Annotated in this window: 28 protein-coding genes and 1 pseudogene; 9 read left to right on the plus strand and 20 right to left on the minus strand. The window is 71.0% G+C overall.

From position 1 onward, the window contains the following. Positions 1–86: 86 nt before the first annotated feature. The 3 genes and pseudogenes from ACWEQO_RS00540 to ACWEQO_RS00550 all read left to right on the plus strand — a co-directional run. Positions 87–300: pseudogene (locus ACWEQO_RS00540) on the plus strand (alcohol dehydrogenase); the annotation flags it as partial. A 105-nt stretch (positions 301–405) separates the two neighbouring features. Beyond that, on the plus strand, positions 406–627 hold the full coding sequence (locus ACWEQO_RS00545; protein WP_361459508.1) for a hypothetical protein: 222 nt from the start codon (positions 406–408) through the stop codon (positions 625–627). A 74-nt stretch (positions 628–701) separates the two neighbouring features. Further along, positions 702–1,913: a TerD family protein gene (locus ACWEQO_RS00550; protein ID WP_452977337.1), complete on the plus strand. Its 1,212-nt coding sequence runs from the start codon at positions 702–704 to the stop codon at positions 1,911–1,913. Positions 1,914–1,982: 69 nt separating this feature from the next. Here ACWEQO_RS00550 and ACWEQO_RS00555 read toward each other — a convergent pair whose 3' ends face one another. The 4 genes from ACWEQO_RS00555 to ACWEQO_RS00570 all read right to left on the minus strand — a co-directional run bounded on the left by ACWEQO_RS00555 (position 1,983) and on the right by ACWEQO_RS00570 (position 6,871). Then, positions 1,983–2,999: a 1-aminocyclopropane-1-carboxylate deaminase gene (locus ACWEQO_RS00555; protein ID WP_452977340.1), complete on the minus strand. Its 1,017-nt coding sequence runs from the start codon at positions 2,997–2,999 to the stop codon at positions 1,983–1,985. 14 nt (positions 3,000–3,013) lie between these two features. Next, complete coding sequence (locus tag ACWEQO_RS00560) at positions 3,014–3,688, minus strand: GntR family transcriptional regulator (RefSeq protein ID WP_452977343.1); 675 nt, start codon at positions 3,686–3,688, stop codon at positions 3,014–3,016. An 85-nt stretch (positions 3,689–3,773) separates the two neighbouring features. Beyond that, positions 3,774–5,231: an alkaline phosphatase PhoX gene (locus ACWEQO_RS00565; RefSeq protein ID WP_452977346.1), complete on the minus strand. Its 1,458-nt coding sequence runs from the start codon at positions 5,229–5,231 to the stop codon at positions 3,774–3,776. A gap of 176 nt (positions 5,232–5,407) precedes the next feature. Then, a complete protein-coding gene (locus tag ACWEQO_RS00570) occupies positions 5,408–6,871 on the minus strand; it encodes a hypothetical protein (protein WP_452977349.1) in 1,464 nt (487 codons plus the stop codon). A gap of 269 nt (positions 6,872–7,140) precedes the next feature. Here ACWEQO_RS00570 and ACWEQO_RS00575 point away from each other — a divergent pair, with 269 nt between their 5' ends. Continuing rightward, entirely contained in the window at positions 7,141–8,967 is a 1,827-nt protein-coding gene (locus tag ACWEQO_RS00575) for an endonuclease/exonuclease/phosphatase family protein (RefSeq protein ID WP_452977352.1), read from the plus strand. Between the two features lie 112 nt (positions 8,968–9,079). On the opposite strand, the gene ACWEQO_RS00580 is transcribed toward ACWEQO_RS00575, so the two are convergent. Both ACWEQO_RS00580 and ACWEQO_RS00585 read right to left on the minus strand, forming a co-directional pair. After that, positions 9,080–9,436 (minus strand): DUF3618 domain-containing protein, encoded by a 357-nt coding sequence (locus ACWEQO_RS00580; RefSeq protein ID WP_452977355.1) that lies wholly within the window; start codon positions 9,434–9,436, stop codon positions 9,080–9,082. A gap of 35 nt (positions 9,437–9,471) precedes the next feature. Further along, complete coding sequence (locus ACWEQO_RS00585; RefSeq protein ID WP_452977358.1) at positions 9,472–9,918, minus strand: phage holin family protein; 447 nt, start codon at positions 9,916–9,918, stop codon at positions 9,472–9,474. 146 nt (positions 9,919–10,064) lie between these two features. Here ACWEQO_RS00585 and dapA point away from each other — a divergent pair, with 146 nt between their 5' ends. Next, positions 10,065–10,958 carry a 4-hydroxy-tetrahydrodipicolinate synthase gene (gene dapA / locus ACWEQO_RS00590; protein ID WP_452977361.1) on the plus strand — a complete coding sequence of 298 codons (894 nt, stop codon included), beginning with the start codon at positions 10,065–10,067 and terminating at the stop codon, positions 10,956–10,958. Positions 10,959–10,966: 8 nt separating this feature from the next. Here the strand turns inward: dapA and ACWEQO_RS00595 are convergent, their stop codons facing one another. Beyond that, the gene (locus tag ACWEQO_RS00595) at positions 10,967–11,515 is read right to left on the minus strand and encodes a hypothetical protein (RefSeq protein WP_361459460.1); all 549 of its coding nucleotides are present in this window, start codon (positions 11,513–11,515) and stop codon (positions 10,967–10,969) included. 110 nt (positions 11,516–11,625) lie between these two features. Continuing rightward, entirely contained in the window at positions 11,626–12,342 is a 717-nt protein-coding gene (locus ACWEQO_RS00600) for a TetR/AcrR family transcriptional regulator (protein ID WP_452977364.1), read from the minus strand. A gap of 179 nt (positions 12,343–12,521) precedes the next feature. Here ACWEQO_RS00600 and ACWEQO_RS00605 point away from each other — a divergent pair, with 179 nt between their 5' ends. Continuing rightward, positions 12,522–14,153: a CocE/NonD family hydrolase gene (locus ACWEQO_RS00605; RefSeq protein WP_452977367.1), complete on the plus strand. Its 1,632-nt coding sequence runs from the start codon at positions 12,522–12,524 to the stop codon at positions 14,151–14,153. Between the two features lie 536 nt (positions 14,154–14,689). Continuing rightward, the gene (locus tag ACWEQO_RS00610) at positions 14,690–15,004 is read left to right on the plus strand and encodes a DUF6980 family protein (RefSeq protein WP_452977370.1); all 315 of its coding nucleotides are present in this window, start codon (positions 14,690–14,692) and stop codon (positions 15,002–15,004) included. A 233-nt stretch (positions 15,005–15,237) separates the two neighbouring features. Here the strand turns inward: ACWEQO_RS00610 and ACWEQO_RS00615 are convergent, their stop codons facing one another. Next, on the minus strand, positions 15,238–16,125 hold the full coding sequence (locus tag ACWEQO_RS00615; protein WP_452977373.1) for a septum formation family protein: 888 nt from the start codon (positions 16,123–16,125) through the stop codon (positions 15,238–15,240). A gap of 270 nt (positions 16,126–16,395) precedes the next feature. Between ACWEQO_RS00615 and ACWEQO_RS00620 the strand changes: the two genes are divergently transcribed. Next, a complete protein-coding gene (locus ACWEQO_RS00620; RefSeq protein WP_452977376.1) occupies positions 16,396–16,743 on the plus strand; it encodes a hypothetical protein in 348 nt (115 codons plus the stop codon). A gap of 163 nt (positions 16,744–16,906) precedes the next feature. On the opposite strand, the gene dapD is transcribed toward ACWEQO_RS00620, so the two are convergent. The 11 genes from dapD to ACWEQO_RS00675 form a co-directional block, all read right to left on the minus strand. After that, on the minus strand, positions 16,907–17,896 hold the full coding sequence (gene dapD / locus ACWEQO_RS00625) for a 2,3,4,5-tetrahydropyridine-2,6-dicarboxylate N-succinyltransferase (RefSeq protein WP_361459449.1): 990 nt from the start codon (positions 17,894–17,896) through the stop codon (positions 16,907–16,909). 53 nt (positions 17,897–17,949) lie between these two features. Beyond that, positions 17,950–18,492, minus strand: coding sequence for a TetR/AcrR family transcriptional regulator (locus tag ACWEQO_RS00630; RefSeq protein ID WP_452977380.1), 543 nt, complete (start codon positions 18,490–18,492; stop codon positions 17,950–17,952). Beyond that, positions 18,492–18,812, minus strand: coding sequence for a DMT family transporter (locus ACWEQO_RS00635; protein ID WP_361459447.1), 321 nt, complete (start codon positions 18,810–18,812; stop codon positions 18,492–18,494). Before ACWEQO_RS00635 ends, ACWEQO_RS00630 begins: the two co-directional genes overlap by 1 nt. Positions 18,813–18,947: 135 nt before the next feature. Further along, entirely contained in the window at positions 18,948–19,280 is a 333-nt protein-coding gene (locus tag ACWEQO_RS00640; RefSeq protein ID WP_361459446.1) for a metal-sulfur cluster assembly factor, read from the minus strand. Continuing rightward, entirely contained in the window at positions 19,277–19,741 is a 465-nt protein-coding gene (sufU, locus tag ACWEQO_RS00645; protein ID WP_361459445.1) for a Fe-S cluster assembly sulfur transfer protein SufU, read from the minus strand. The genes ACWEQO_RS00640 and sufU overlap by 4 nt, the downstream gene beginning before the upstream one ends. Positions 19,742–19,760: 19 nt before the next feature. Next, positions 19,761–21,017: a cysteine desulfurase gene (locus ACWEQO_RS00650; RefSeq protein ID WP_361459444.1), complete on the minus strand. Its 1,257-nt coding sequence runs from the start codon at positions 21,015–21,017 to the stop codon at positions 19,761–19,763. Then, positions 21,014–21,778: a Fe-S cluster assembly ATPase SufC gene (gene sufC, locus ACWEQO_RS00655; RefSeq protein WP_361459443.1), complete on the minus strand. Its 765-nt coding sequence runs from the start codon at positions 21,776–21,778 to the stop codon at positions 21,014–21,016. Before sufC ends, ACWEQO_RS00650 begins: the two co-directional genes overlap by 4 nt. Before the next feature lie 7 nt (positions 21,779–21,785). After that, a complete protein-coding gene (locus tag ACWEQO_RS00660; RefSeq protein ID WP_361459442.1) occupies positions 21,786–22,115 on the minus strand; it encodes a non-heme iron oxygenase ferredoxin subunit in 330 nt (109 codons plus the stop codon). Further along, complete coding sequence (sufD, locus tag ACWEQO_RS00665; protein WP_361459441.1) at positions 22,112–23,296, minus strand: Fe-S cluster assembly protein SufD; 1,185 nt, start codon at positions 23,294–23,296, stop codon at positions 22,112–22,114. Before sufD ends, ACWEQO_RS00660 begins: the two co-directional genes overlap by 4 nt. Before the next feature lie 57 nt (positions 23,297–23,353). Beyond that, complete coding sequence (sufB, locus tag ACWEQO_RS00670; protein ID WP_361459440.1) at positions 23,354–24,775, minus strand: Fe-S cluster assembly protein SufB; 1,422 nt, start codon at positions 24,773–24,775, stop codon at positions 23,354–23,356. Beyond that, positions 24,772–25,617, minus strand: coding sequence for a helix-turn-helix transcriptional regulator (locus ACWEQO_RS00675; protein WP_452977387.1), 846 nt, complete (start codon positions 25,615–25,617; stop codon positions 24,772–24,774). The genes sufB and ACWEQO_RS00675 overlap by 4 nt, the downstream gene beginning before the upstream one ends. 216 nt (positions 25,618–25,833) lie before the next feature. Here ACWEQO_RS00675 and ACWEQO_RS00680 point away from each other — a divergent pair, with 216 nt between their 5' ends. Beyond that, positions 25,834–26,757: an ABC transporter ATP-binding protein gene (locus tag ACWEQO_RS00680; protein WP_361459438.1), complete on the plus strand. Its 924-nt coding sequence runs from the start codon at positions 25,834–25,836 to the stop codon at positions 26,755–26,757. Positions 26,758–26,815: the final 58 nt, after the last annotated feature.

Raw genomic sequence — 26,815 nt, forward strand, 5'->3', positions numbered from 1 at the left:
GGGCCGTGCGGGACGGACCGGCACATCCTCCGGGGCGAGTTCGCGCCCGCACTGCCGATCGCGCCGGGGCACGAGTCCGCCGGGAGGTCGTCGGCGCCACCGGCAACGCGGCCGCCGTCCAGGACGGCCTGGACCGGGTCGCCAAGGCCGGCACCTTCCTGCAGTTCGGCGTCGCCGACCACGCGCCCCGCGTGACGATCGACCCGTACCGCATCCACAACCAAGCGCGCTGCCGACCTCTTCGCGACGGGCGTCCTGGACCCGGACGTCTTCATCAGCGACCGCATCCCGCTCGGCCGACCGAGCCGGGTGACGGGTGGGCTCAGGCCGGGGCTCCGAGGCCGGGAAGGGGCTGTGGGGAAAAACCCCTGGGGCGCCCCGCCCTCGCCGCCGTACCATCCGCGCATGCCCAGACCCCACGGCTTCGCCTACGAGGCCCACACCAACGGCACCGTGCACATCACCCACCACAACCGCCCCGCAACCACCCTGAACGGCGGCCGCGCCGCCCGCTTCCTCACCGAGGTCACCGCCGGCGACCCCCAGCTCGTCATGGCCCGCTGGACCGGCGACTACAAGCGCGGCAACGAACGCACCGCCCGCGACCACCCCCGCAACCGGCGCTGAGAGCCACCGCCCCATACCGGCCGCAGGTAAGGGAACGGCAAAACGCCCCCGCTCGTTCACCTGGCATGACAGCTATGACCCCCGGCTCGAACATCCCCCTCCCCACCGCCCGTGTGACGGTGGACGTCGCCGCTCCGGTGCGGCTCGACGTATCGGGCCTGCTGCTCACCGCCGACGGCAAGGTGCGCTCCGACGACGACTTCATCTTCTACAACCAGCCCGCGGGCCCCGGTGTGACCTACCGTTCCGGTGGCGGCACGGCCCCCGACGCCATCACGATCGACACCACGGCGGTCCCGCCCGGCATCGAGAAGATCGTCGTCACCGCGAGCCCCGACGCCCAGGGCCAGACGTTCCAGGGCATCGAACCGACGGCCACCATCCGGAGCGCCGACGACAACACGGTCCTGGCCACCTTCACTCCCCCGCGCCTCGGCACCGAGACCGCCCTGGTGGTCGTCGAGATCTACCTGCGCAACGGCGCCTGGAAGGCCCGCGCGGTCGGCCAGGGCTACGCCGACGGCCTGGCCGGCATCGCCACCGACTTCGGAGTCACGGTCGAGGAACCGGCCGCCCCGGCCCAGCCGTCCGCCCCCGCCCAGCCGGCCACTCCGCCCCCGCCCGCCGCGCAGCCGCCGGTGAGCCGGCCGGCTCCGCCGACGCCGTCCCCGCAGGTCCCGTCGGCGCCCGCCGCCGCACCCGGCACCGGGAAGATCAACCTGGACAAGGGGCGGGTCAGCCTCCAGAAGAACCAGACCGTCTCCCTGATGAAGGGCGGCCGGCCGCTGCTCTCGCAGGTCCGGATGGGCCTCGGCTGGGAGCCCGCGTACCGGGGCAAGGACATCGACCTCGACGCCTCGGTCATCGCCTACGGCCCGCAGCGCAACCACATCGACAGCTGCTACTTCGGCAAGCTCCAGATCGTGGGCGGCGCGATCCAGCACTCCGGCGACAACCTCACGGGCGAGGGCGCCGGGGACGACGAGACGATCACGGTCGACCTCGGCCGCCTCCCGCAGGACGTCACCGGCCTGGTCTTCACGGTCAACTCGTTCTCCGGCCAGAAGTTCACCCAGGTCGCCAAGGCGTACTGCCGTCTCCTGGACGCCACCACCGGCGAGGAGCTGGTCCGCTTCGACCTCACCTCCGCCGAGCCGCAGACGGGCGTGATGATGGCAAAGCTGATCCGCCAGTTCTCCGGCGAGTGGGAGATGACCGCGCTGGGCGAGTTCGTGAAGTCCCGCACGGTGCGGGGCATGGTCAAGCCGGCCGCCCAGTCGCTGTAACCACGGCTACGGGACCGCGGGCGCCCCGGCCTCGGGGCGCCCGCTCGGAACCGGCTGCTCACCGGCCGCTCAGAACAGCGCGCTGTACGCGTTCAGCGCCGGCTGTCCGCCCAGGTGGGCGTAGAGCACGGTGGACTCGCGGCCGATCTCGCCGCGGGAGACCAGGTCGATCAGCCCGGCCATCGACTTGCCCTCGTACACGGGGTCGGTGATCATCCCCTCGGTGCGGGCCGCGAGCCGCATCGCGTCCAGCGTGGTGTCGTCGGGTATCCCGTAGGTGCCCGCGTGGTACCGCTCGTCCAGTTCGACGTCGTCCTCGGTCAACTCGGCCTTGACCCCGATGAGCCGGCCGGTGTTCTGCGCGATCCGCGTGATCTGCTCGCGGGTGCGGACGGGTGCCGCCGACGCGTCGACCCCGATCACCCGCCGGGGGCGCCCGCCCGCCTCCTCCAGGGCGCGGAACCCGGCGACCATGCCGGCCTGGGTGGACCCGGTGACCGAGCACACGATCACGGTGTCGAAGAAGACGCCCAGCTCCCGCTCCTGCTCGGCGACCTCCTGCGCCCAGTTGGCGAAGCCGAGCCCGCCGAGCGGATGGTCGGAGGCGCCGGCCGGGATGGCGTAGGGCTTGCCGCCCGACTCCTCGACCTCCCTGAGCGCCTGCTCCCAGCTCTCCTTGAAGCCGATCCCGAAGCCGGCCCGCACCAGGCGCACGTCGGCGCCGGCGAGCCGGCTGATCAGGATGTTGCCGACCTTGTCGTACACGGCGTCCGGCCACTCCACCCAGCTCTCCTGCACCAGTACGCACCCCAGCCCGGCGCGGGCGGCGACGGCGGCGACCTGGCGGGTGTGGTTGGACTGCACCCCGCCGATGGAGACCAGGGTGTCGCAGCCCTGCGCGAGTGCGTCGGCGACCAGGTACTCGAGCTTGCGGGTCTTGTTCCCGCCGTAGGCCACACCGGAGTTGCAGTCCTCGCGCTTGGCCCACAGGGCGGCGCCCCCGAGGTGCGCGGTCAGCCGCTCCAGCGGATGCACGGGCGAGGGGCCGAAGAGCAGCGGGTAACGCTCGAAGTCAGAGAGGGACATGGGCGATCCTTCCGTCAGGGAACGTCGGAAACCTCGGGAACGTCGGGAACGTCGGCAAGTTCTTCCAGGCCCCGCCAGATCTCCGCCGTGACCCGGACCGCTTCGTCCGGGTCTCCGGCCGCGCAGGCCGCGATCAGCCGTTCGTGCAGCCCGGCGGAACGGCAGGCGCCGCCCTCGCCGAAACGTTGCCGTTCCAGTCGGCGGATGAGGGGGGTGTAGCGGGCGGCGGTCGCGGCGGCGGCGCGGTTGCCGCTCACCCGCACGAGTACGTCGTGCAGCTCGTCGTCGGCGCGCAGCGCGCCGTCCACGTCACCGGCCCGCACGGCGGCGGCGAACCGCTCGTTGGCGGCACGCATGAGGTCCACGTCGGACCGGCGCAGCCGCGGTACGGCCACGCGGGTGACCAGTTCGTGCATGGCGCCGACGACGGCCGCCGCGTCCCGGACGTCACCGGCCACCAGGGGGGTCACCCGGGTGTAGCTCTGCGGCTTGCTCTCCAGCAGCCCCTCGTCGACCAGTCGCGAGAACGCCTCGCGCACCGGCGCGCGGGACAGCCCGAGCCGCTCGGCGAGCTCGGCGTCCCGCACCACCGCCCCGGGTTCGATCTCCCCGGCCACGATGGCGTCCCGGATCGCTTCGTAGGCACGCTCCCTGAGCAGGGTGCGCCGCACGGGTCGTATGGCCTCCATGACTGAAATGTTAGATGTCAGTGACGGACGGAACAAGACCGCGGTCGCCCACCACCGTGGTGGTGGGCGACCGCGGGCGGGGGGCTCAGCGGCGCTTCTGCCGCTTCCAGGGGCCGGTGACGGCGAGCATGATGCCCGGTTCCTGGATGTTGGCGTACAGGGTCTTCCCGTCGGGCGAGAAGGTGACGCCGGTGAACTCGCTGAACTCCGGCTCCTGTTCGGTGCCGATGTTCAGCTCGTTGCGGGCGATGGGGTAGGTGCGTCCGCTGTCGGTGGCGCCGAACAGGTGCTGCGCGCCGTCGCCGTCCTCGGCGACGACCAGCCCGCCGTAGGGGGAGACGGTGATGTTGTCGGGCCCGTCGAGGGCGCCGTCCTTGTCGGGCCCGGGGTTCACGCCGAGCAGGACCTTGAGGGTCATGGTGCGGCGCCGGGGGTCGTAGAACCAGACCTGGCCGTCGTGCCGGCCGGGGCTCTCCTCACGGGCGTACGAGGAGACGAAGTACGCCCCGCCGTCGCCCCACCACATGCCCTCCAGCTTGCGGCCCCGGGTGATCTCGCCGGGCCCGAACTGCTCGCGCACGGAGACGGTCCGCGCGTCGCGGTCCGGTACGTCGACCCAGTCGACGCCGTACACCGTACCGGTCCTCGTGGCGCGGGAGAGGTCGTCGACGAACCGGCCGCCGGAGTCGTAGCACTTGGGCGCCTGGAGGACGCCCGCGTCGTCGGCGAGCGCGCGGAACCTGCCGGGGCCGTGGCGGAAGTCCCCGGGCGGGGTCCAGCGGAAGAACAGGCCGTTGGGCTCGTCGGCGTCCTCGGTGAGGTAGGCGTGGCCGCGCCCGGGGTCGATGACGACGGCCTCGTGGTCGTAGCGGCCGAAGAACTTCAGCGGCTTGGGGTCGCGGTTGGCGCGCCGGTCGGCCGGGTCGACCTCGAAGACGTAGCCGTGGTCCTTGGTCATGCCGTTCTCGCCGGCCCGGTCGGAGTTCTCCTCGCAGGTGAGCCAGGTGCCCCAGGGGGTGCTGCCGCCCGCGCAGTTGTCGGCGGTGCCGGCGATGCCGACCCATTCGGCGACGCTGCCGTCGGGGCGCACCTCGACGACGGTGCAGCCGCCGGGGGCGCCCGGATCGTAGACGAGACCCTCGGCGAGCGGGACCGGGAACTCCGCCTCGTCGCGCGGGCCGTCGATCTCGTGGTTGTTGACCAGGAGGGTGGTGCCGCGAGGGCCCTCGAAGGCGGCGGTGCCGTCGTGGTCGGACGGGGTGAACTCGCCGGACTCCAGCCGGGTCCTGCCCGTGTACGTGAGGATGCGGTACGAGAAACCGGCGGGCAGGGCGAGGATGCCGTCGGGGTCGGGGACCAGGGGGCCGTAGCCGACCACGGGGTGGTGGCGCCGGTCCTGCTCCCGCTCCTCTCCCACGCTCTCGGCGTCGTGGGACGCGAGGGCGTGGGGCGCGGAGGCGAGGGCGCCGACGCTGCCCACCAGGGCGACACCGGCACCGGCGACCGCGGATGTTCTGGCGAAGTCCCTGCGGGTGAGCGACATGGAGTCTCCTGTGGCGGTGGGTTGCCGTGGGAAGGCCGTCCTCGTACGCCGTCACGCTTCCGCCCGCGCCTGAACACCGGTTGAACTCCGCGGGGCCTCCCGGCCGCCGCTTCGGTGAACCGCGCGGGGGCCGTCCGGCCCCCGCGCGTGGTCCAAGGCCCCCGAGCGGGGTCCCCTCAACCCCCGTGCTGTGAGCGGGCCTTGAAGGCCGCCTTACGGGCCTCCTTGGCGATCTTCTTGTCCGGGTGCAGCCGCCCCATCGCCTCCAGGACGTCCGCCGTGGCCGGGTGCTCCACCCGCCAGGCCGTGGCGAAGAAGCCGCTGTGCTGGCGGGCCAGTCCCTCCACCAGGGCCCGCAGTTCCTCGGAGTTGCCCTCGGCGGCGAGCTGCGCGGCGATCGTGTCGACGGTCAGCCAGAAGATCATCGCCTCGGAGGGCGGCGGGACGTCGCCGGCCCCGTGCTCGGTCAGCCACACCCGGGCCAGTCCGCCGAGTTCCGCGTCGTCGAGCACCTCCCGCAGGGCCGGCTCGGCCGAGAGCCCGACCAGCGACAGCGCCTGCTGGCACTGCAGCCGCCGCAGCGGGGCGCTCTTGTCGCTCCCGCGCGCCGCGGCCAGCAACTCCCTTGCCGCTGCCAGTGGTTCGCGCCGGGCGAGCCACTGTTCGGTCTCCGCGTGGGCCGCCGCCGGTGGGAACACGGCCGTGCCGTCGAGCAGCGCGTCGGCACCCTTGTCCGCGAGGTCCCCGACCGCCGGCGCCTCGAACCCGGCCTCCAGCAGCCGGGCGCGCAGCCCGTACAGGCCGAGCGGGGTCAGCCGCACCACTCCGTAGCGGGAGACGTCGGTGTCGTCCTGCGGCTCCCCGGACTCTGCGGACTCCCCGGACTCCGCGGACTCTTCATCGGTCTCGACCAGCAGCGCCTCGTCGACCGGCTGGTACTCCACCAGCCCGACCGGCTCCAGCATGCGGAACTGGTCGTCCAGCCGCATCATCGCGTCGGACACCTGCCGCAGCACGTCGTCGGTGGGCTCCGGCATGTCCTCGGGGACGAGCACGGACGCGGCCAGCGCGGGCAGCGGCACCGACGCCCCGGCGGGGCCTTCCTCGCCGACGGTCAGCAGGTAGAGGTTGCGGAGCACCCCGTCCAGGAACTCCGCCTCGGCCTCGGGGTCCCAGTCGAACGAGGAGAGGTCGAGTTCACCGGATCCGTCCCCGGCGGCGATGGCGTCGACGAGCCCCTCCAGGTCGGGCACGCTCGCGTCGGCGAGCACCGTCTCCAGGGCGGCGAGCCAGACCGTGAGGACGTCCTGCGGCGAGCCCCCGGTGAGCAGCGGGAGGTCGGCACCCGCGGTGACGGTGCCCTCCTCCTCGTCGACCACGTCGACGAGCCCGGCGTCCACGGCGACGCGCCATGCCTCACCGGCGTCGGCGGCGGCCTCCTCCCCGCTCAGCCCGAGCACCTCGGCCGCCGCGGGCAGCTGCTCGTCGACGATCCCGCCACCGGCGTCGACCCGGGTCTCGGGCCCGGCCCAGCGGGCGAGCCGGACCGCCCGGGACAGCAACGGCGTGGACAGTGCTTCACGCGCCAGCTCCGCGTCGGGGTGCAGCCGCACCGGCGGCAGGGGGGAGCTGTCTGACATCGGCTGTTTCTCCTAGGTGCTGTCCTCGGCGCCTCTTGCGACTCAACCGCTCAGCCTAGACGGATTTCCACCCAAGCCGCCCGCTTCACCTCCCCTTCACCCCCCGTACGTGGCTGAAACCTTGACAAGTGGCCTGGCCAGGCTGGAGATTGACGCGCGTAGAAAACGGCGGGCGGTTGTTCGCCGGGCCCGTACGGGCCCATCCCGTTCCCCACGTCGCACCTGCCTCTCTCGCCCCGGCACTCATCACGTTTCCCGGAGGGAATCCGTTGCCGAGCAAGTCGTCCGCGCGCCTCGCCGCGCTCACCGTCGCCGCCGTGTGCGCGGCGTCCACCGTCACCCTCGCTCCGCCCGCGCACGCGGAGTCCGTGCGCATCCACGACATCCAGGGTGACACCCGGATATCGCCGTACGCCGGACAGCAGGTCACCGACGTGACCGGAATCGTCACCGGTATCCGCACCTACGGCTCGTCCCGCGGCTTCTGGATCCAGGACCCGAACCCGGACGCCGACCCGGCCACCAGTGAGGGCGTCTTCGTCTTCACCGGTTCGACCCCCCAGGGGGTCACCGTCGGCGACGCCGTCACGGTGTCCGGCACGGTCACGGAGTTCGTCCCCGGCGGTACGGCCTCCGGCAACCAGTCGCTGACGGAGATCACCCGCCCCACGGTCACCTTCGTCTCCCGCGGCAACCCGGTCCCGGCCGCCACCAGGATCGACGCCCGGTCCGTCCCCGCCGCCTACGCCCCGACCGGCGACCCCGCCGCGAACGGCTCGGTCAACGCACTCCCGCTGCGCCCCGCCCGGTACGCCCTGGACCTCTACGAGTCCCTGGAGGGCATGAACGTCCAGGTCTCCGACGCCCGGGTGGTCGGCGCCACCGACCCGTACACCGAACTCTGGGTCACCGTGAAGCCGTGGGAGAACCGCAACCTGCGCGGCGGCACGGTCTACGGCTCCTACGACGCCCGGAACACCGGCCGCCTGCAGATCCAGTCCCTGGGTCAGGCCGCGGACTTCCCCGACGCGAACGTCGGCGACACCCTCGCCGGCCCCACCGCGGGCCCGCTGGACTTCAACCAGTTCGGCGGCTACACGCTCGTGGCGAGCGAGCTCGGCACGCTCAAGAGCGGGGACCTGCGGCGCGAGTCCACCCGTCGGCAGCACAGCGGCGAACTGGCGATCGCCACCTACAACGTGGAGAACCTCGACCCGTCCGACGACACCTTCGCCGCGCACGCCGACGCGATCGTGCACCACCTGAAGTCGCCCGACATCGTGTCCCTGGAGGAGATCCAGGACAACAACGGTCCCACCGACGACGGCACGGTCGCCGCCGACGAGACGATGGCCAGGCTGGTCGACGCGATCGAGGCGGCCGGCGGCCCGCGCTACGACTGGCGCTCCGTCGACCCGGCGGACAAGGCCGACGGCGGCGAGCCGGGCGGCAACATCCGCCAGGTGTTCCTCTTCGCCCCGGAGCGGGTCTCCTTCACCGACCGCGCGGGCGGCGACGCCACCACGGCCGTCGACGTCACCCAGGTGCGCGGCAAGGCGGCCCTGTCGCACTCCCCCGGCCGGATCGACCCGACGTCCAAGGCCTTCGAGAGCAGCCGCAAGCCGCTGGCCGGCGAGTTCGTCTTCCGCGGCCGCACGGTCATCGTGATCGCCAACCACTTCGCCTCCAAGGGCGGCGACCAGAGCCTGACCTCGCAGTACCAGCCGCCGTCGCGCAGCTCCGAGACCCAGCGCCACCTCCAGGCGAAGGCGGTCCACGACTTCACCGCGAAGATCCTCAAGACGCAGAAGAACGCGGCCGTCGTCGCCCTGGGCGACATCAACGACTTCGAGTTCTCCACCACGACCGAGATCCTCGAGGGCCGGGGTACCCTCTGGTCGGCCGTCAGGTCCCTCCCGAAGAGCGAGCGTTACTCCTACGTCTACCAGGGCAACAGCCAGGTCCTGGACCAGATCCTGATCAGCCCGTCGATCCGTCGCGGCGGCGCGTTCTCGTACGACAGCGTGCACATCAACGCCGAGTTCCACGACCAGATCAGCGACCACGACCCGCAGATCCTGCGCTTCCGCCCGTAGGGCGGACACCCGCGTCGAGGGTCGGCCGGACGCTCCCGTCCGGCCGGCCCCGGCCGTGCCCGCCCGAATCCGCGGCGCTTCCGGTCCGCGGCCGGTGCACCCCGGTCCAGGGTCAGTGCGCCCCGCGCCGCCGCAGCACCGCCATCCCGGCCGTCGCGGCCAGCCCGGCCGCCGCTCCCCCGGCGACCATGACCGGCCACGGCTTCCGTGTCCCGGCCCGCCGGACCTGGGTGGCGCTGCTCCGCAGCTGCACGGTCATCGCACCGGCCTTGTCGCGCAGGTCGTCCACACGGGCCAGCGCCTGCCCCTTGACATCCATCTTTCCGGCCAGCTCCTCGACGGTGTCGCCGAGTTCGTGCCGGGTCCGCTCGATCTCCTGCCGCAGTTCGTCCGGCCCCTTGGCTCCGCGGGCGGCGGCGCCCTGCTCGGCCCCGGGCTCGATGTGGGACCCGGAACCGGAATCCACCACACGCGCAGGCGGGTTCGCCCCGTGCACATCCCGCGTCATCGGTGTGCCCTCCCCTTGATCTCCTCCACGTCGGCCTTCACGCTGCCCAGCGTCTGTTCCGGGGCGGCCGGCGTGGCCTTCTTGAGCTCGGCCCGGCCTAGCGCGGCCAGCACGGCGGCGATCACGAACAGCACGGCCGTGATGATCAACGCCGCCGCCCACACCGGCAGGACGAGAGAGAGTGCGGCACCACCGGTGAAAGCCGTCGCCAGCAGGCCGGCGTAGGCGAAGGCGCCCGCGGCGCCCAGCATGCCGCCGCCCCGTCCGGCCCGGCGGCCCTTCTCGGCCAGCTCCATCTTGGCCAGGGCCACTTCCTGCCGCACCAGCCGGGAGACCTGCTCGGTGGCCTGTCCGACGAGTTCGCCCACGCTGTGCCCGTCATGGCTGTATTCGGCGCGGCTGCGCGTGTCGCGAACCCGCGGTTGCTCGATGGTTGCGGTCACGGTGTTCCGCCTCCTCTCGGTCGGGTGTCTTCCGAGTACCCGGAGCGCGGGGCGCCTATCCTGAGCGCCATCCCTTACTGATGCTTACCGATAAAGGACAGAAGATTTAAGTGGAGGTACACGGTGGTGGAGCGGAGACTACTTCCATGACCCCATCGACGCCTCCCTTCGGCCGCGCCCTGTGCGCCATGGTCACGCCGTTCACCCCTGCCGGTGCCCTGGACCTGGACGGTGCCGCGCGTCTGGCCGACCACCTGGTGAGCCACGGCTGCGACGGCCTGGTGCTGTCCGGTACTACGGGCGAGTCCCCGACCACGACGGACGCCGAGAAGTCCGCCCTCGTCACGGCCGTACGGGAGGCGGTGGGCGATCGCGCCTCGATCGTCGCCGGTGTCGGCACCGCCGACACCGCGCACACCGCTGACCTCGCCCGTGAGGCCGAGCGGGCGGGCGCCGACGGTCTCCTGGTCGCCACCCCGTACTACAGCCGCCCGCCGCAGGACGCGATCGAGGCGCACTTCCACGAGGTCGCGGACGCCACTGGTCTCCCCCTAACCCTGTACGACATCCCGGCCCGCACGGGCACCCGCATCGAGCCGGACACGATGCTACGGCTCGCCGAGCACCCCCGGATCGTGGCGGTGAAGGACTGCTCGTACGACTTCCTGGCCGCCCAGAAGATCCTCTCCCGCACGAATCTCGCCTACTACGCGGGCTGCGACGAGCACATCCTCGCCCTGTACGCGGTCGGCGGCTCCGGCTACGTCAGTACGGTCGCGAACGTGGTCCCGGACCACCTGCGCTCCGTCCTGGATGCGTTCGACGCCGGCGAGACCACTCGCGCGGCCGACCTCCAGCAGCGGGCCACCCCCCTCATCGAGGCGATGATGGCGGACGGCCTCCCCGGCACCGTCACCACCAAGGCCCTCCTCACCACCCTGAACCTCCCCGCGGGCCCGCCCCGCCCGCCCCTGAAGCCTGCCGATCGCGCGACAGTCGACGGGCTCAGGTCCACCTACGACAACCTCATGGCGAACTGACCGCCCGATCAGTCGCGGCTGGGCAGGCCGTCGTCGAGGTCGCTCCGGACCGCGTTGTCCGGGCGGGCCTCGACCGCTCCCTCGTCCGGTACCCGTACCTGCCGCGCCGTCTGCCGACCGGTCGCGTACCTGGCGCCCGCCGCCAGCAGTACGGAGGCCGTCGCCCAGGTGACGACGAGGCCGTTGAGCCACGCATGGCTTCCGGAACTCGGGTACGTCGTCCCGTCGTCCCGGACGCAGTCGAAAGCCGGTGGCAGATACGAGGCGCGGTGGCCGACGAGGCCCTCCACAAGGTGGGGAGCGGCGTTGCGACAGGCGGGCGCGGGGGAGGAATCGGTACCGGACCGGGACTCGTGGTCGGAGGCTTGCACAGAGCCGAGCGCCATGACCAGGAGGACGACCGCCGCTGCCGCCGCCATGCCGGCGCCCCAACGCAGCAGCCGCACGCCCCAGTCGGGCGGTCGGCCCGGCAGGACGACGGACACCAGTTTGACGATCACCGCGATACCCCAGACGGGGACGGCGAACAGGGCCGCGAAGGCCAGCAGGACGAACACGTTCCGGGCACCTTCCGTCGATCGAGCGAACAGACGTACGGACGTACAGACGCCGGAAACGGCCCGGCCGTTCTCCTCCCGGGCCTCTCGGTCGGGGCGGGCGGCCGGGGTCAGTCGGTGGCGAGGCCGTCGACCAGACGGTTGAGGAACCGGGTGAAGGTGGCCTCGGGGGCGAGGGGTCGTCCGGGGGCGGAGAGGGCTTCGGCAAGTTCCGGGTGGTGGCCGTCCGCGGCGACGGCGGCGAGGTAGCGGGCCTCGGCCGCGGCCCGGTCGGGCGACCGCGAGGCCGCGGCCTGCGCGATCTCATGAGCGGCGTGCCCTGCCACGAATGCCGTGAGCTGGGCGAAGATCTCCAGTTTCGCCGCACCGTCCAGTCCGGTGGGCCGCAGGGCGGTGAGCGCGTACTCCAGGAAGGCCAGGGTGTGGGGTCCGGGGGTGCGGTGGGTGGACAGGGCGGCGGGCAGCCAGGGGTGTCGCAGCATCAGGGCGCGCTGGAGGTGGGCGACGGCCTTCAGGTCGGCGCGCCAGTCGCCGGTGAGCGTGTCCGTGGTCGGCAGTTCGCCGCTGACGTGGTCGACCATCAGGTTCAGCAACGTCTCCTTGTCCGGGGCGTAGCTGTAGAGCGACATGACACCGGCTCCGACCTGCGCGGCGACCTTCCGCATGGTGACCGCTTCGAGTCCCTCCGCGTCCGCCAGGGCGACGGCCGCCGCGGTGATCGCCTCCCGGCTGTAGGCCGGCTTGCGGCCCCTGCGCGGCCGGTCAGGGCCGAGCCAGAGCTGCTGGGGGTCGACACCCGGAGCCTCGGCCCCTCCGTCACGGGCCATGACCCACGCTCCTTTCCTCTCCTCGATCGCCTGCGCCCTTGCGGGCCTCAGTCAAGCATCCTCTATTCTCGTACACCGTACGAAAACAGAGGAGGAGAACAATGGCAGCACGCGCACACGGTCCTGTGCCGAGACCGGCCTGGGCACCGCCTTCCGGGAAACCGCCACTGACCTCACGGATGACGAGAGCGATGTGGCGCCGCCTCCCGGCCCCACTGCACGAGGTCGGGTGGGAGCCGGGGCTGGCGGTGCCGGCCGCCGACGGCAGCCCGCTGATCACCGACCACTACTTCCCGCGCGCCGAGGGCGCCTTCCCCACCCTCCTGGTCCGTTCGCCGTACGGCAGGGGCCTGCCGTGGTCCCCCATGTACGGCCTGCTCTTCGCCGAACAGGGCTTTCACGTGGTCCTGCAGAGCTGCCGCGGCACCGGCGGCTCGGGAGGCGTGTTCGACCTGTGGCGCAACGAGGCCGCCGACGGGCAGGCCACGGTGGCCTGGCTGCGCGAACAGCCCTGGTTCGACGGCACCCTGGGCACCGTCGGCCCCAGTTACCTGGGCTACGTGCAATGGACCCTCGCCCTGGACCCGCCACCGGAACTGAAGGCCATGGTGGTGCAGATGGGCCTGCACGATCCCCACGCCCTGTTCCACACCCACGGTGCGCTGCGCCTGGAGAACGCCCTCGCCGTCGGCGTGGGCATGACCTACCAGCACCAGGGCATGGCGCCCTTCCTGAGGGCGACCCTGCGCCTGCAGCGTCGTCTGCGTGAGGTCACCACCGCGCAGCCACTGCGCGGTGCGTACGTACCGGCCCTCGGGGGCGAGGTGCCCTGGCTGGACGACGTCATGGCGCACCCCGACCCCCAGGACCCGTACTGGCACGGCGCGTCGTCGGCGCAGGCGGCGGAGCGGCTCGGCGTGCCCACGAGCCTGATCACCGGCCGGCACGACGTGCTGGCCGACCAGACCTTCGAGCAGTACGACCGGCTGCGGCGGGCCGGCTGCGAGACCGCCCTGCTCGTCGGCCCCTGGACCCACACCTCCGCCCTGCAGCAGGGCTGGCCCGAGGTGTTCGCCGAGAGCCTCGCCTGGCTGCGCGCCCACCTGTGCGCTGACCCTTCCGGCCTCCGCCCCACCCGGGCGCGCGTGCACATCGGCGGTGAGAACGCCTGGCGGGACCTCGACGACTGGCCGTCGGCCACGGCCGTCACCCCGTGGTTCCCCACCGCGCAGGGGCACCTCACCCGGCAGCCCCCCACGGACTCCGCGCCACTGATGTCGTTCCGCTACGACCCGGCCGACCCCACCCCGTCCCTGGGCGGGCCGCTGCTCTCCCGCACCGCCGGCCCCCGGGACAACCGAACCCTGGAAGCCCGGGACGACGTAGTGACGTTCACCGGCCCCCCGCTGACCGAGCCCGTGGACGTCCTCGGTCCGGTCTCCGCCCGGTTGTGCGTCTCCACGGACACCGGCCACACCGACGTCTTCACCCGCCTGTGCGACGTGGACCCACAAGGCCTCTCCGTCAACGTCTGCGACGGACTGGGCCGGATCCGGACGACCGGGCACGCGCCCGCGCAGATCACCGTGGAGATGAGCTCCACCGCCCACCGCTTCGCCGTCGGTCACCGCATCCGCTGGCAGATCAGCGGAGGCGCCCACCCCCGCTACGCCCGCAACCCCGGCACCGGGCAGTCACCGCTGGACGCCACCACCTTCACCCCGACGCACATCACCCTCCACACGGACTCGGCGCTGATGCTCGCGACGCCCACCCACACTTCCCGGCCCGACTCCGCGGAGAACAACTGACGAACCGGCCCCCACGGCTCGTCTCGACGACCGGAGGACCCGCCCCCGTCGGATCCCTGCCGGATTCGAAGAACCCTCATGCGACAGCTCACACACGAGCGCCCTCCCGGGCTGTCCCGGGACCGTGGAAGGCCGCTCGGCCCTGACCGGTGCCGACATCTTCTGACGGCTCGGAGGCCCACCGACGGTCAGCCACGGGACTGTGCAGGACGTCGTCGAGGCCGCCCCGGACCGCGTTGTCCAGGCGGCCTCGGCCACGCTCTCGTCATGACACGCTGACGTCACCTGGCACAACCCTTGCCCGGACCCGGTGGGTGGGAGCGCCACCCTCCACTCACCAGAGTCCCCGCGGCCCGTACACCGCGCGGTCGGCGTCGGCCTGAAGGGCCCGACAGCGGTCGCCGTAGGACCAGTGCCATCCCTCGGTTTCTGCACCGCCCATTGCTCGTTCGTCAGAACCCCACGTGCCACCCGGCGATCACCACAAACCGTGATCTACTTCCGGTCATGATGCCGGTCGACGAAAAACCGAGGTCATGACCGATCACTGCTGCGAGGCGATGACCCATCGCGTGAACGTGCGCTGCGACCGGCACGACGACCCCTTCGCCTGCCCGGACGCGCTGGTCGACTTCAGCGCCAGATTCCAGGAGTACGGGCTGATCATCCATGACGGCGGCACGTCGAGCATCACGATCGACTTCTGCCCCTGGTGCGGACGACGCCTCCCCGAGTCGCAGCGGGACCGATGGTTCGACGAGCTGGAGCGCCGCGGGATCGATCCTTGGGAGGACGAGGTCCCTGCCGAATTCCAGGACGACCGCTGGCTCGCCTCCCTGCGGCAGGAGTGACGAACCAGCAGCCTCGGGGCGGTTCTGAAAAACGCCCCGCCTGTCCGGCACACCACGCCGCACACGAGGGGGCCGGCACGCCCTCCCCGAGCTCTTCGAGCAGGGGGTCTCCATCGCCCTGCTCGCCCGCGCCGATGAGGCGCCGCCGGTTTTCTGCGACCCGACCCGTCGAGCAGGCCCTGGGAGGCGGGGCCGGCCCTTGACGGACCCGGCCCCGCTGATCCGATGGGACGTCAGCTCGCCCAGACCTCGGCCTCGTCGGCCGGAACCGTGGTGGCCAGGCCCAGTTCCTTGCGGGCGGCGACCGACTCGTTCGGGTCGATGTCGGTGAACGCCGGTTCGTAGGCGGTGTAGAACGCGTCGGCGTCGGCGGCGTTCGCGGCCTTCTTCCAGTTCCCGGCCGCCTTCGTCAGCGTCGCGCGGAGCTTGCCGACCTCGGTGCCGTCGATGCCGTCCAGGCCCTTGACGTGCGTGTCGAGGGCGGCCGCGACGGCCTTGGCCTGCGCCTTGTAACCGGCCAGGTCGTCCTCGATGGTGCCCTTCTCGGGCTGGTTCGCCGACAGGGCCTCGTAGACCGCGTTCGAACCCTCGAGGTACGTGGTCTGCTCGGGCTTGAGGGACTTCGCGGTGTCCAACGAGCCCTTGAACGTGCCCTTCTCCGCGGTGTAGGTACAGCTCACCGCACGGTCACCCGTTGCCCAGCTCTCCTTGGTCGGGGCATAGTAGAGGAGGCCGACACCCTTGGGGAGCGCCCAGGTGTCCGGGGCGTATTTCTGCGCCTCGACCGGGCAGCGTTCGTCCGCGATCGCCGCGACCTCGTCGTCGCCGGGGTACTCCTTGCCCTCGTCGATCGCGAACTCGCCGACGACCTGGCCCTCGTGCGCCTCGTCGCAGGGCACGATCTCGACGGCGTACGCCTCCCCCTCGGCCTTGCCGTTGGGGTTGTAACAGTCGCCGAGGTCCAACGAGAAGACCGAGCGCTGGCGAGCCACCTTCTTCGCGCCGTCCTTGGCGCTGTCGACGGCGTCGGAGACGTCCGAGCATCCCACCGCACCGATCGCGAACAGGGCGACGACGGCGGATATGCCGCGAAGGGAACGGTACGGGGCACGGATTGCCATGGCGTGTACATCCTCTTATTTGATCTTCATGAGGGGAACACGCATCGTATGCCATTCCTGCGGAGCGGCCGCACGGAACCTTCACCTCATCTCGACGTCTCCGACTCACGACGGGCCGCGAGGATCGTCCCCGGGCTGATCACGGACGGGAGTCGGGAGATTCCTGTGACAGACTTCTGCGGAAGTCGGGCGCTGTCGAGTGTGGAGTCGGCCGAGCCGACGACGACCGGCCCGAGACACCCGGGGGTGGGCACGGGGGACAGTGTGACGATGGAAGTGCGCCAGGAGCGCGCGTGTGCCGAGCGACTGACCGAGGGACTGACCGTCGCCGTGGCGTCGTTCCTCTCGTTCGCTCTGCTGTCCTATCCGGCGACTTTCTTCGGCGCAGCCGTCCGGCACCTGGTCACCGACCCCGCCGTGTTCAGCCGGCTCTCGACGCCGCTGGTCCTCCTCACCCTCGTGGCGCTGCCGCTCGCCCTGGCCCGCGTGGTCTTCCGTTCGGGCCGGCGCAAGGGCTACGAGCGGCTGACGGCGGCGGTGCCGTCAGCGCTGACGCTGCTCGGCCTGTCCGTCGTGTCGTTCGCGGCTCTGGGCCTGATCCTCGTGTACGCGAACTGACCTCCGGCTCCCGCACCGGTGGGACGACGAGCACCGGCGCGGGCGGGTGCGATGCCGGGGGAAGCCCGTGCATGCACGAGCGCCCTCCCGGGCCGTTCTGGGGCCGTGGGAGGGCGCTCGGCTGACCGGTCACCGGTGGTGGAGCAGATGGTCTGCCGGTGGGTCAGTTGTGGCTGTGCAGGACGTCGTTGAGGCCGCCCCAGACCGCGTTGTTCGGGCGGGCCTCGACCGTGCCGGTGAGCGAGTTGCGGCGGAAGAGGATGTTGGAGGCGCCGGACAGCGCGCGGGCCTTGACGACCTCGCCGTCGGGCATGGTCACGCGGGTGCCCGCGGTGACGTACAGGCCGGCCTCGACCACGCACTCGTCGCCGAGTGCGATACCGACGCCCGCCTCGGCGCCGATCAGGCAGCGCTCTCCGATGGAGATGATCACGTTGCCGCCGCCGGACAGCGTGCCCATGGTGGAGGCGCCGCCGCCGACGTCCGAACCGTCGCCGATGACGACGCCCGCGGAGATGCGGCCCTCGATCATCGAGGTGCCGAGGGTGCCCGCGTTGAAGTTGACGAAGCCCGCGTGCATGACCGTGGTGCCCTCGGCGAGGTGGGCGCCCAGGCGGACCCGGTCGGCGTCGGCGATGCGGACGCCCTTGGGGGTGACGTAGTCCGTCATCCGGGGGAACTTGTCGACGGACGTCACGGCCAGGTGCAGGCCCTCGGCGCGGGCGTTCAGCCGCACCTTCTCGATGTCGTCGACGGCGACCGGGCCGAGCGAGGTCCAGGCGACGTTGGCGAGGAAGCCGAAGATGCCCTCCAGGTTCTGGCCGTGCGGCTTGACCAGGCGGTGCGAGAGCAGGTGGAGGCGCAGATAGGCGTCGTGGGCGTCGACCGGCTTCGCGTCGAGCGAGGAGATGACCGTGCGGACCGCGACCACCTCGACGCCCCGGCGGGCGTCCGGACCGATCGCCGCGGTCGCGCCGGCGCCGAGCAGTTCGGCGGCGCGCTCGGCGGAGAGCCGCTCGGTGCCGGACGGGCCGGGCGCGTCGGAGAGTTCGGGGGCGGGGAACCAGGTGTCGAGGACGGTGCCGTCGGCGGCGAGGGTGGCGAGGCCGGCGGCCACCGCGCCGGTGGTGCTCTGAGCAGTCGTGTCGGTCATGAGGGCAACCTAACCGGCCGGGGCCCGGGGATGCGAACCGGTGCCGCGCCGTCTCAGCTGCCGGAGACGACCCGGTCCAGCATCTCCCGAGCGTACGCCTCGTCGTACGGCGTGCCGGTCAGCAGTACCTGGAGGCAGATGCCGTCCATCAGGGCGACCAGGGCGCGTGCCGTGATCGGGTCCGTGCGGCGGGACAGCAGCACGGTGACGTCCTCGCACCACTCGGCCGCCACGGGGCGCAGCACGGGTCGGCGCAGGGCGGCCAGATACAGCTCGTACTCGAGCTCGACGCCGGTGCGCTCGCCGGCGAGCCATTCACCGAGCAGCCCGGCGAGCTCGGTCGCCAGGTCGGTGCGCGTGTCCTCCAGGCCGCCGCGGGAGGCGATGGCCTTGGCGAAGCCCTCGTTCGCCTGGCGCAGCGCGGCGACCATCAGCTCGTCGAGGGTCTTGAAGTGGTACGTCGTGGAGCCGAGCGGCACATCGGCCTCGGCGGCGACGCTGCGGTGGCTGAGCCCCGCGATGCCGCTCCTGCCGACCACCCGGATCGCCGCGTCGATGATCCGCCGGCGCCGCTCGGGGTCGTACCGCCGGGCCATCAGTGCGCGCCGCCGAGGTTGAGCACGACCACGCCCACGATGATCAGCGCGATGCCGAGGGCCTTGGCGGCGGTGAGCCCCTCCCCCATGAACAGGATGCCGATCGCGGCGATGGCGGCGGTGCCCACCCCGGCCCAGATGGCGTAGGCGGTGCCGATGGAGAGGGTGCGCAGTGTCTGGGCGAGCAGGCTGAAGGAGACCACGTAGCCGAGCAGGGTCAGCAGCGAGGGCCAGAGCCTGCTGAAGCCGTCGCTGTACTTCATGGCGGTGGTGGCGCCCACCTCCGCGACGATCGCTCCGGCGAGCAGCAGGTATCCCATGTGTACGAGCGTACACAACGAACGGCCGCACGAGTACGGGGAGAGGAAGGGAAAAAAGGAACGGCGGGTGGTCCCCGCAAGGGGGTCACCCGCCGTTCCTCCGGCGTGCGTGCGGCCGGCCGGCCGTGCGTCGGCTCAGACGTTGAAGCCGAGCGCCCTCAGCTGCTCACGGCCGTCGTCCGTGATCTTGTCGGGGCCCCACGGGGGCATCCAGACCCAGTTGATGCGCAGCTCGTTGACCAGTCCGTCCGTCGCGGACTTGGCCTGGTCCTCGATGACGTCCGTCAGCGGGCAGGCCGCGGACGTGAGGGTCATGTCGATGGTCGCCACGTTGCCTTCGTCGACGTGGACGCCGTAGATCAGGCCGAGGTTGACGACGTCGATGCCCAGTTCGGGGTCGACGACGTCCATCAGGGCCTCGCGGACCTCCTCCTCGGAGGCCGGCTTCATCTCCACGGTCTCGCTCATGCCGTTGTCCTTTCGGCGTCGGAGCCCAGTGCCTGGGCCGTCGCGTCCTTCCACGCCATCCAGCTGAGGAGGGCGCACTTCACCCGGGCCGGGTACTTGGAGACCCCGGCGAACGCGACCGCGTCCTCCAGGATCTCCTCCATCGCGTCGTCGGGCTCGATCTTCCCCTTGGACTGCATCAGCTCCAGGAAGGTCTCCTGGATCTTCCGCGCCCTGGCGAGCTCCTCACCGACCAGCAGCTCGTTCAGCACGGAGGCGGAGGCCTGGCTGATGGAGCAGCCCTGCCCCTCGTAGGAGACGTCGCTGATCGTCGTGCCGTCGTACTTCACGCGCAGCGTGATCTCGTCGCCGCACGTCGGGTTGACGTGGTGCACCTCGGCGTCGCCATCCCGCAAGCCCCGCCCGTGCGGGTTCTTGTAGTGGTCCAGGATGACTTCCTGGTACATCGAATCCAGCTTCATGCGATCGCTCGCCAGCCCCTCAGCCGAAGAAGTTCCGTACGTGCTCCAGTCCGTCGACCAGAGCGTCGATCTCGGCCGGCGTGGAGTACAGATAGAACGACGCTCGCGTGGTCGCGGGAATTCCGTACCGGAGGCAGACCGGTCGCGCGCAGTGGTGGCCGACCCGGACCGCGATGCCCTGCTCGTCGAGGACCTGGCCCACGTCGTGCGGGTGGATGTCCCCCAGTGTGAAGGAGATCGCGGCGCCGCGCTCCTCGGCCGTGGCGGGGCCGATGATGCGCAGGTCCGGGACCTCGGTCAGGCGCTTGACGGCGTACTCGGTGATGGCGTGCTCGTGGGCGAGGATCTTGTCCATGCCGATGGCGCTCAGGTAGTCGATCGCCGCGCCCATGCCGACCGCCTGCGCGACCGGCGGGGTGCCCGCCTCGAACTTGTGCGGGGCCGGGGCGTACGTCGACGAGCTCATCGACACGGTCTCGATCATCTCGCCGCCGCCGAGGAACGGCGGCAGGTCCTCCAGCAGCTCCTGGCGGCCCCACAGCACGCCGATGCCGGTCGGAGCGCACATCTTGTGGCCGGTGAAGGCCACGAAGTCGGCCTGGAGGGCCTGGACGTCCATCGGCATGTGCGGCGCCGCCTGGGAAGCGTCGATGCACACCAGGGCGCCGACCTCCTGGGCGCGGCGCACGATCGCCTCGACCGGGTTGACCGTGCCCAGGATGTTGGAGACCAGCACGAAGGAGACGATCTTCGTCTTCTCGGTGATGATCTCGTCGATGTTCGACAGGTCGAGGCGGCCGTCGTCGGTGAGGCCGAACCACTTCAGCTTCGCGCCCGTGCGCTGCGCGAGCAGCTGCCACGGCACGATGTTGGAGTGGTGCTCCATCTCCGTGATGACGATCTCGGTCTCGTGGTCCACCCGGTAGGGCTCGTCGGCCCAGCCAAGCATGTTGGCCACGAGGTTGAGCGACTCGGAGGCGTTCTTGGTGAAGATCACCTCGTCGCGGCTGGGCGCGTTGATGAACGCCGCGACCTTGTCGCGCGCGCCCTCGTACAGTGCCGTGGCCTCCTCGGCGAGGACGTGCACGCCACGGTGGACGTTGGCGTTGTGGCGCTCGTAGTACTCGCTGAGCGCGTCCAGGACCTGGCGGGGCTTCTGGCTGGTCGCCGCGTTGTCCAGGTAGACCAGTTTCCGCCCGTCGTGGAGCTGGCGGTCCAGGATCGGGAAGTCCTTGCGGATCGCCTCGGTGTCGAGGAGGCCCGGCAGCTGTGTCACGCGGATGCGCCACCCTTCACGTATGCCTCGTAGCCCTCGTTCTCCAGCTTGTCCGCGAGCTCGGCGCCGCCGGACTCGGCGATCCGGCCGTCGGCGAACACGTGGACGTGGTCGGGCTTGATGTAGCGCAGGATGCGCGTGTAGTGCGTGATCAGCAGGGTGCCGACCTCGCCGGACTCGCGGACGCGGTTGACGCCCTCGGAGACGACGCGCAGCGCGTCGACGTCCAGACCGGAGTCGGTCTCGTCGAGGATCGCGACCTTGGGCTTGAGCAGCTCCAGCTGGAGGATCTCGTGGCGCTTCTTCTCACCGCCGGAGAAGCCCTCGTTGACGTTGCGCTCGGCGAAGGCGGGGTCCATGTGGAGGCGCTCCATGGTCTCCTTGACCTCCTTCACCCAGTGGCGCAGCTTGGGCGCCTCACCGCGGATGGCGGTGGCGGAGGTACGCAGGAAGTTGGAGACGGAGACGCCGGGGACCTCGACCGGGTACTGCATGGCGAGGAAGAGGCCGGCGCGGGCGCGCTCGTCGACGGACATCTCCAGGACGTCCTCGCCGTCGAGGGTGACGGTGCCACTGGAGACGGTGTACTTGGGGTGACCGGCCAGGGCGTAGGCGAGGGTCGACTTGCCGGAGCCGTTGGGGCCCATGATGGCGTGCGTCTCGCCCTGCTTCACGGTGAGGTCGACGCCCTTGAGGATCTCCTTCGTGGCGTTCTCGGCCTCGACGGTGACGTGCAGGTCTCGGATTTCAAGCGTTGCCATGGGTGCCTCAGGACTCCTGGGTGAGGGAGGCGCTTACGTCGACAAAGACGCTGCCCCCTTCGATCTTTACGGGGTATACGGGGACGGGGCGTGTGGCCGGAAGGCTGTCGGGCTTGCCCGAGCGGAGGTCGAAGCGCGAGCCGTGCAGCCAGCACTCGATGTGACAGTCGTCGACCTCGCCCTCCGAGAGGGAGACGTTGGCGTGCGAGCAGATGTCGTTGATCGCGAACACCTCGCCCCCGGTGTGCACGACGGAGACCGGCGTGCCGTCGAGTTCCACCCTTTTCGGGGTGTCCTCCTCCAGCTCGCTCAGACCGCAGACGCGTCGGAAGGTCATGCGACCGCGGCCTCCAGCTCCTCCTCGATCTTGGCGATCAGGCGCTCCTCGATGTCCGGGACGCCGATCTGCTGGACGAGTTCGGCGAAGAAGCCGCGGACCACCAGGCGGCGGGCGTCCTTCTCGTGGATGCCGCGGGCCATCAGGTAGAAGAGCTGCTCGTCGTCGAAGCGGCCGGTCGCGGAGGCGTGGCCGGCGCCGACGATCTCACCGGTCTCGATCTCCAGGTTGGGCACGGAGTCGACGCGGGCGCCGTCGGTCAGCACCAGGTTGCGGTTCATCTCGTAGGTGTCGGTGCCCTCGGCCTTGGCCTCGATGAGCACGTCACCGATCCACACGGCGTGCGCGTCGTCGCCCTGGAGCGCGCCCTTGTAGGCGACGTTCGACTTGCAGTGCGGAACGTTGTGGTCGACCAGGAGGCGGTGCTCCTGGTGCTGGCCGGCGTCGGTGAAGTACAGGCCGAGCAGCTCGGCCTCGCCGCCGGTGCCCGCGTAGACCACCCGGGGGTGCAGCCGGACCAGGTCGCCGCCGAAGGTGACGACGACCGACTTGAAGGAGGCGTCGCGGCCGACGAGGGCGTTGTGCTGGGCGACGTGCACGGCCTTGTCGTCCCAGTCCTGGATGGAGACGACGGTGAGCTTGGCGCCGTCGCCGAGGACGTATTCGACGTTCGCGGCGAGCACCGCGTCACCGGTGTGGTCGATGACGACGACCGCCTCGGCGAAGGCTCCGAGCTCGATCACCTGGTGCCCGTAGGCGGCGCCGCCCTCGCCGTGCACCGCGATGCGGATCGGCTCGGTGAGGACGGCCTCCTTCGGCACGGTCACGACCGAGGCCTGCTCGAAGGCGGAGTACGCCTGGGCGGCGACACGGTCGACCGGCTTGCCGGCCCGGCCGAGCCGCGCGTCGTCGCGGCCGACGGTCTCGACGCGGACGCCCTCGGGCGCGTCGATGGCGACCTTGACGCCCTCGCCGGTGGCGACGGCGGTGCCGTCGTGCAGACCGCGCAGCCGCTCCAGCGGGGTGAACCGCCACTCCTCCTCACGGCCGTGGGGGACGGGGAAGTCCGCCACGTCGAAGGACGGGGGCGCGCTCATGCGGGTGGCGACGGTCGACTCGGCGGCGACCGCGATCGATCCGGTGGTCGTCGAACCGACCGGGATATTCTGAGCCTCAGCCATGGCTGTCGTAGTGCTCGCTTTCCTTTGCGTAAGGGCTTGACGGAACGGCGTGGGGTGTCAGCCGACCGCGCCTTCCATCTGCAGCTCGATCAGCCGGTTGAGCTCGAGCGCGTACTCCATGGGGAGTTCCTTGGCGATCGGCTCGACGAAGCCGCGCACGATCATCGCCATCGCCTCGAACTCGGACAGACCGCGGCTCATCAGGTAGAAGAGCTGGTCCTCGGAGACCTTGGAGACGGTCGCCTCGTGGCCCATGGAGACGTCGTCCTCGCGGACGTCGACGTAGGGGTAGGTGTCGGAGCGGGAGATGGTGTCCACGAGCAGCGCGTCGCACAGCACGTTGGACTTGGCGCCGGGAGCGCCCTCGCCGATCTCGATCAGACCGCGGTAGGAGGTACGGCCACCGCCGCGCGCCACCGACTTGGAGACGATGTTCGACGAGGTGTTCGGGGCCATGTGGACCATCTTGGCGCCGGCGTCCTGGTGCTGGCCCTCGCCGGCGAAGGCGATGGACAGGGTCTCGCCCTTGGCGTGCTCGCCCATGAGGTAGACGGCCGGGTACTTCATCGTCACCTTGGAGCCGATGTTGCCGTCGACCCACTCCATGGTCGCGCCCTCGTAGGCCACGGCGCGCTTGGTGACCAGGTTGTAGACGTTGTTCGACCAGTTCTGGATCGTCGTGTAGCGGCAGCGGCCGCCCTTCTTGACGATGATCTCGACGACGGCGCTGTGCAGCGAGTCCGAGGTGTAGATCGGGGCGGTGCAGCCCTCGACGTAGTGGACGTAGGCGTCCTCGTCGACGATGATCAGCGTCCGCTCGAACTGGCCCATGTTCTCCGTGTTGATGCGGAAGTAGGCCTGCAGCGGGATGTCCACGTGGACACCCTTGGGGACGTAGATGAACGAGCCGCCGGACCACACGGCCGAGTTCAGCGACGCGAACTTGTTGTCGCCGACCGGGATGACGGTGCCGAAGTACTCCTGGAAGAGCTCCGGGTGCTCCTTCAGCGCGGTGTCGGTGTCGAGGAAGATGACGCCCTGCTCCTCCAGGTCCTCGCGGATCTGGTGGTAGACGACCTCGGACTCGTACTGCGCGGCGACACCGGCGACCAGGCGCTGCTTCTCCGCCTCGGGGATGCCGAGCCGGTCGTAGGTGTTCTTGATGTCCTCGGGCAGGTCCTCCCAGGAAGCGGCCTGCTTCTCGGTGGAGCGCACGAAGTACTTGATGTTGTCGAAGTCGATGCCCGACAGGTCCGAGCCCCAGTTCGGCATGGGCTTCTTGTCGAACAGCCGCAGACCCTTCAGCCGCAGCTTCAGCATCCACTCCGGCTCGTTCTTCTTCGCGGAGATGTCGCGGACGACTTCCTCGTTCAGACCGCGCTTGGCCGCGGCGCCTGCCTCGTCGGAGTCGGCCCAGCCGAATTCGTACTTACCCAGGCCCTCGAGTTCGGGGTGGGCAGTCTCCGTGGGGAGAGTCATGCGGGGTTCCTCCCGGCCGTGCTTGCAGATGCATTGTGGATGTGCGGCGAAGTCTTCTTCGCAGAAGTCTTCGAAGTCTGTGAAGTCTGTTTCGACGTCTGTTTCGACGTCGGTGGGGTGCGGGTGGCCTTGGCGGACCGCGGCGCGGGCGCCGCCGCCTGCGCACCCTTCGGGATGAAGGTGGTGCAGACGCCGTCGCCGTGCGCGATGGTGGCCAGCCGCTGCACATGGGTACCGAGCAGCTCGGCGAAGAACTCCGTCTCCGCCTCGCACAGCTGCGGAAACCGCTCGGCCGCGTGGGCGACCGGGCAGTGGTGCTGGCACAGCTGCTCGCCCTGCTGCGGGTCGGGGGCGCTGCGCGCCGTGGCAGCGTACCCGTCCGCGCTGAGCGCCTTGGCCAGCGCCCGGGTCCGTTCCTCGGGGGCCGCGGCCTCGACCGCCTCGCGGTACGCGCCCGCCTGGGCGGCGATCCGGGCGCGGGCGAACGCCGCGATCGCCTCGTCGCCGCCCCCCTGCTCGCCGATCCAGTGCAGGGCGTCCACGGCCAGCTTGTCGTACGACTGGTCGAAGGCGTCCCGCCCGCAGTCGGTGAGGGCGAAGACCTTGGCCGGGCGCCCGCGGGTGCGTGCGCCGTAGACCCGTCGTTCGCGCGCCTCGACGATGCCGTCGGTGGCCAAGGCGTCGAGGTGGCGGCGGACGGCCGCCTGGGTCAGTCCGAGCCGCTCGGCGAGTTCGGAAACGGTCGACGGGCCGTGGTCCAGGACGGACCGAGCGACCCGGTTGCGGGTGGACCGCTCACCGGTCGCAAGTTCCTCCTGGGAAGCCTCGCCAACCTTTTTCACAACGCCATTGTTGCGTAATTCATCGGGGACGGGCAAGCCGCGCCCGATCTCCCCCGGGTGCGCTGCATCACTTAGGTGAACCTAATCCGACCTGCGGAAACGATCTTTGATCGATCGGACCGGCCGCTCCCGGCGCCGCTCGGGGGACCCTCCCGGGCGGGCCCGTACCCTCCCCCGGCGTCCGGGGGCCCCGGCGCGTCCCTAGACTCGTGACCCATGCGAAGTGAGCCCGTGGTCCAGGTGCAGGCCCTGGTGAAGCGGTACGGCACGAAGACCGCGGTGGACGGCCTCGACCTGGTGGCACGGCAGGGCGTGACGGCCGTGCTCGGTCCCAACGGGGCGGGCAAGACGACCACGGTCGAGACCTGCGAGGGATACCGGCGGCCGGACTCCGGCACGGTGCGCGTCCTGGGCCTGGACCCGGTCCGGCAGTCGGCCGCGCTCCGGCCCCGGGTCGGGGTGATGCTCCAGTCCGGCGGCGTCTACTCGGGCGCGCGGGCCGACGAGATGCTTCGCCACACGGCGAAACTGCACGCCCACCCCCTGGACGTGGACGCGCTGATCGAACGCCTCGGACTCGGCTCCTGCGGCCGTACGACGTACCGGCGGCTCTCCGGCGGCCAGCAGCAGCGGCTCGCGCTGGCGATGGCCGTGGTCGGGCGCCCGGAGCTGGTGTTCCTGGACGAGCCGACCGCCGGACTCGACCCGCAGGCCCGCCGCGCCACCTGGGACCTCGTACGGGACCTGCGCGCCGACGGGGTCTCCGTCATCCTCACCACGCACCACATGGACGAGGCCGAGCAGCTCGCCGACGACGTGGCGATCATCGACGCCGGCCGGGTGGTGGTCCAGGGCAGCCCCGAGGAGCTGTGCCGGGGCGGCGCCGAGAACACCCTGCGCTTCTCGGGCCGGCCGGGGCTGGACGTGGCCTCCCTGCTCAAGGCCCTGCCGCCCGACTCCCAGGCCGCCGAGCTGACCCCCGGCTCGTACCGGGTCGTCGGCGAGGTGGACCCTCACCTGCTCGCCACGGTCACGTCCTGGTGCGCCCAGCACGGCGTGCTGCCGGACCGGATCTCGGTCGAACGGCACACCCTCGAGGACGTCTTCCTGGAGCTGACGGGCAAGGAGCTGCGTTCGTGAACCGGGTGAATTCAGTGAATCAAGTGAATCCAGTGAGTTCGGTGAATCAGGTGAACCC

Source organism: Streptomyces sp. NPDC004051 (assembly GCF_053604275.1).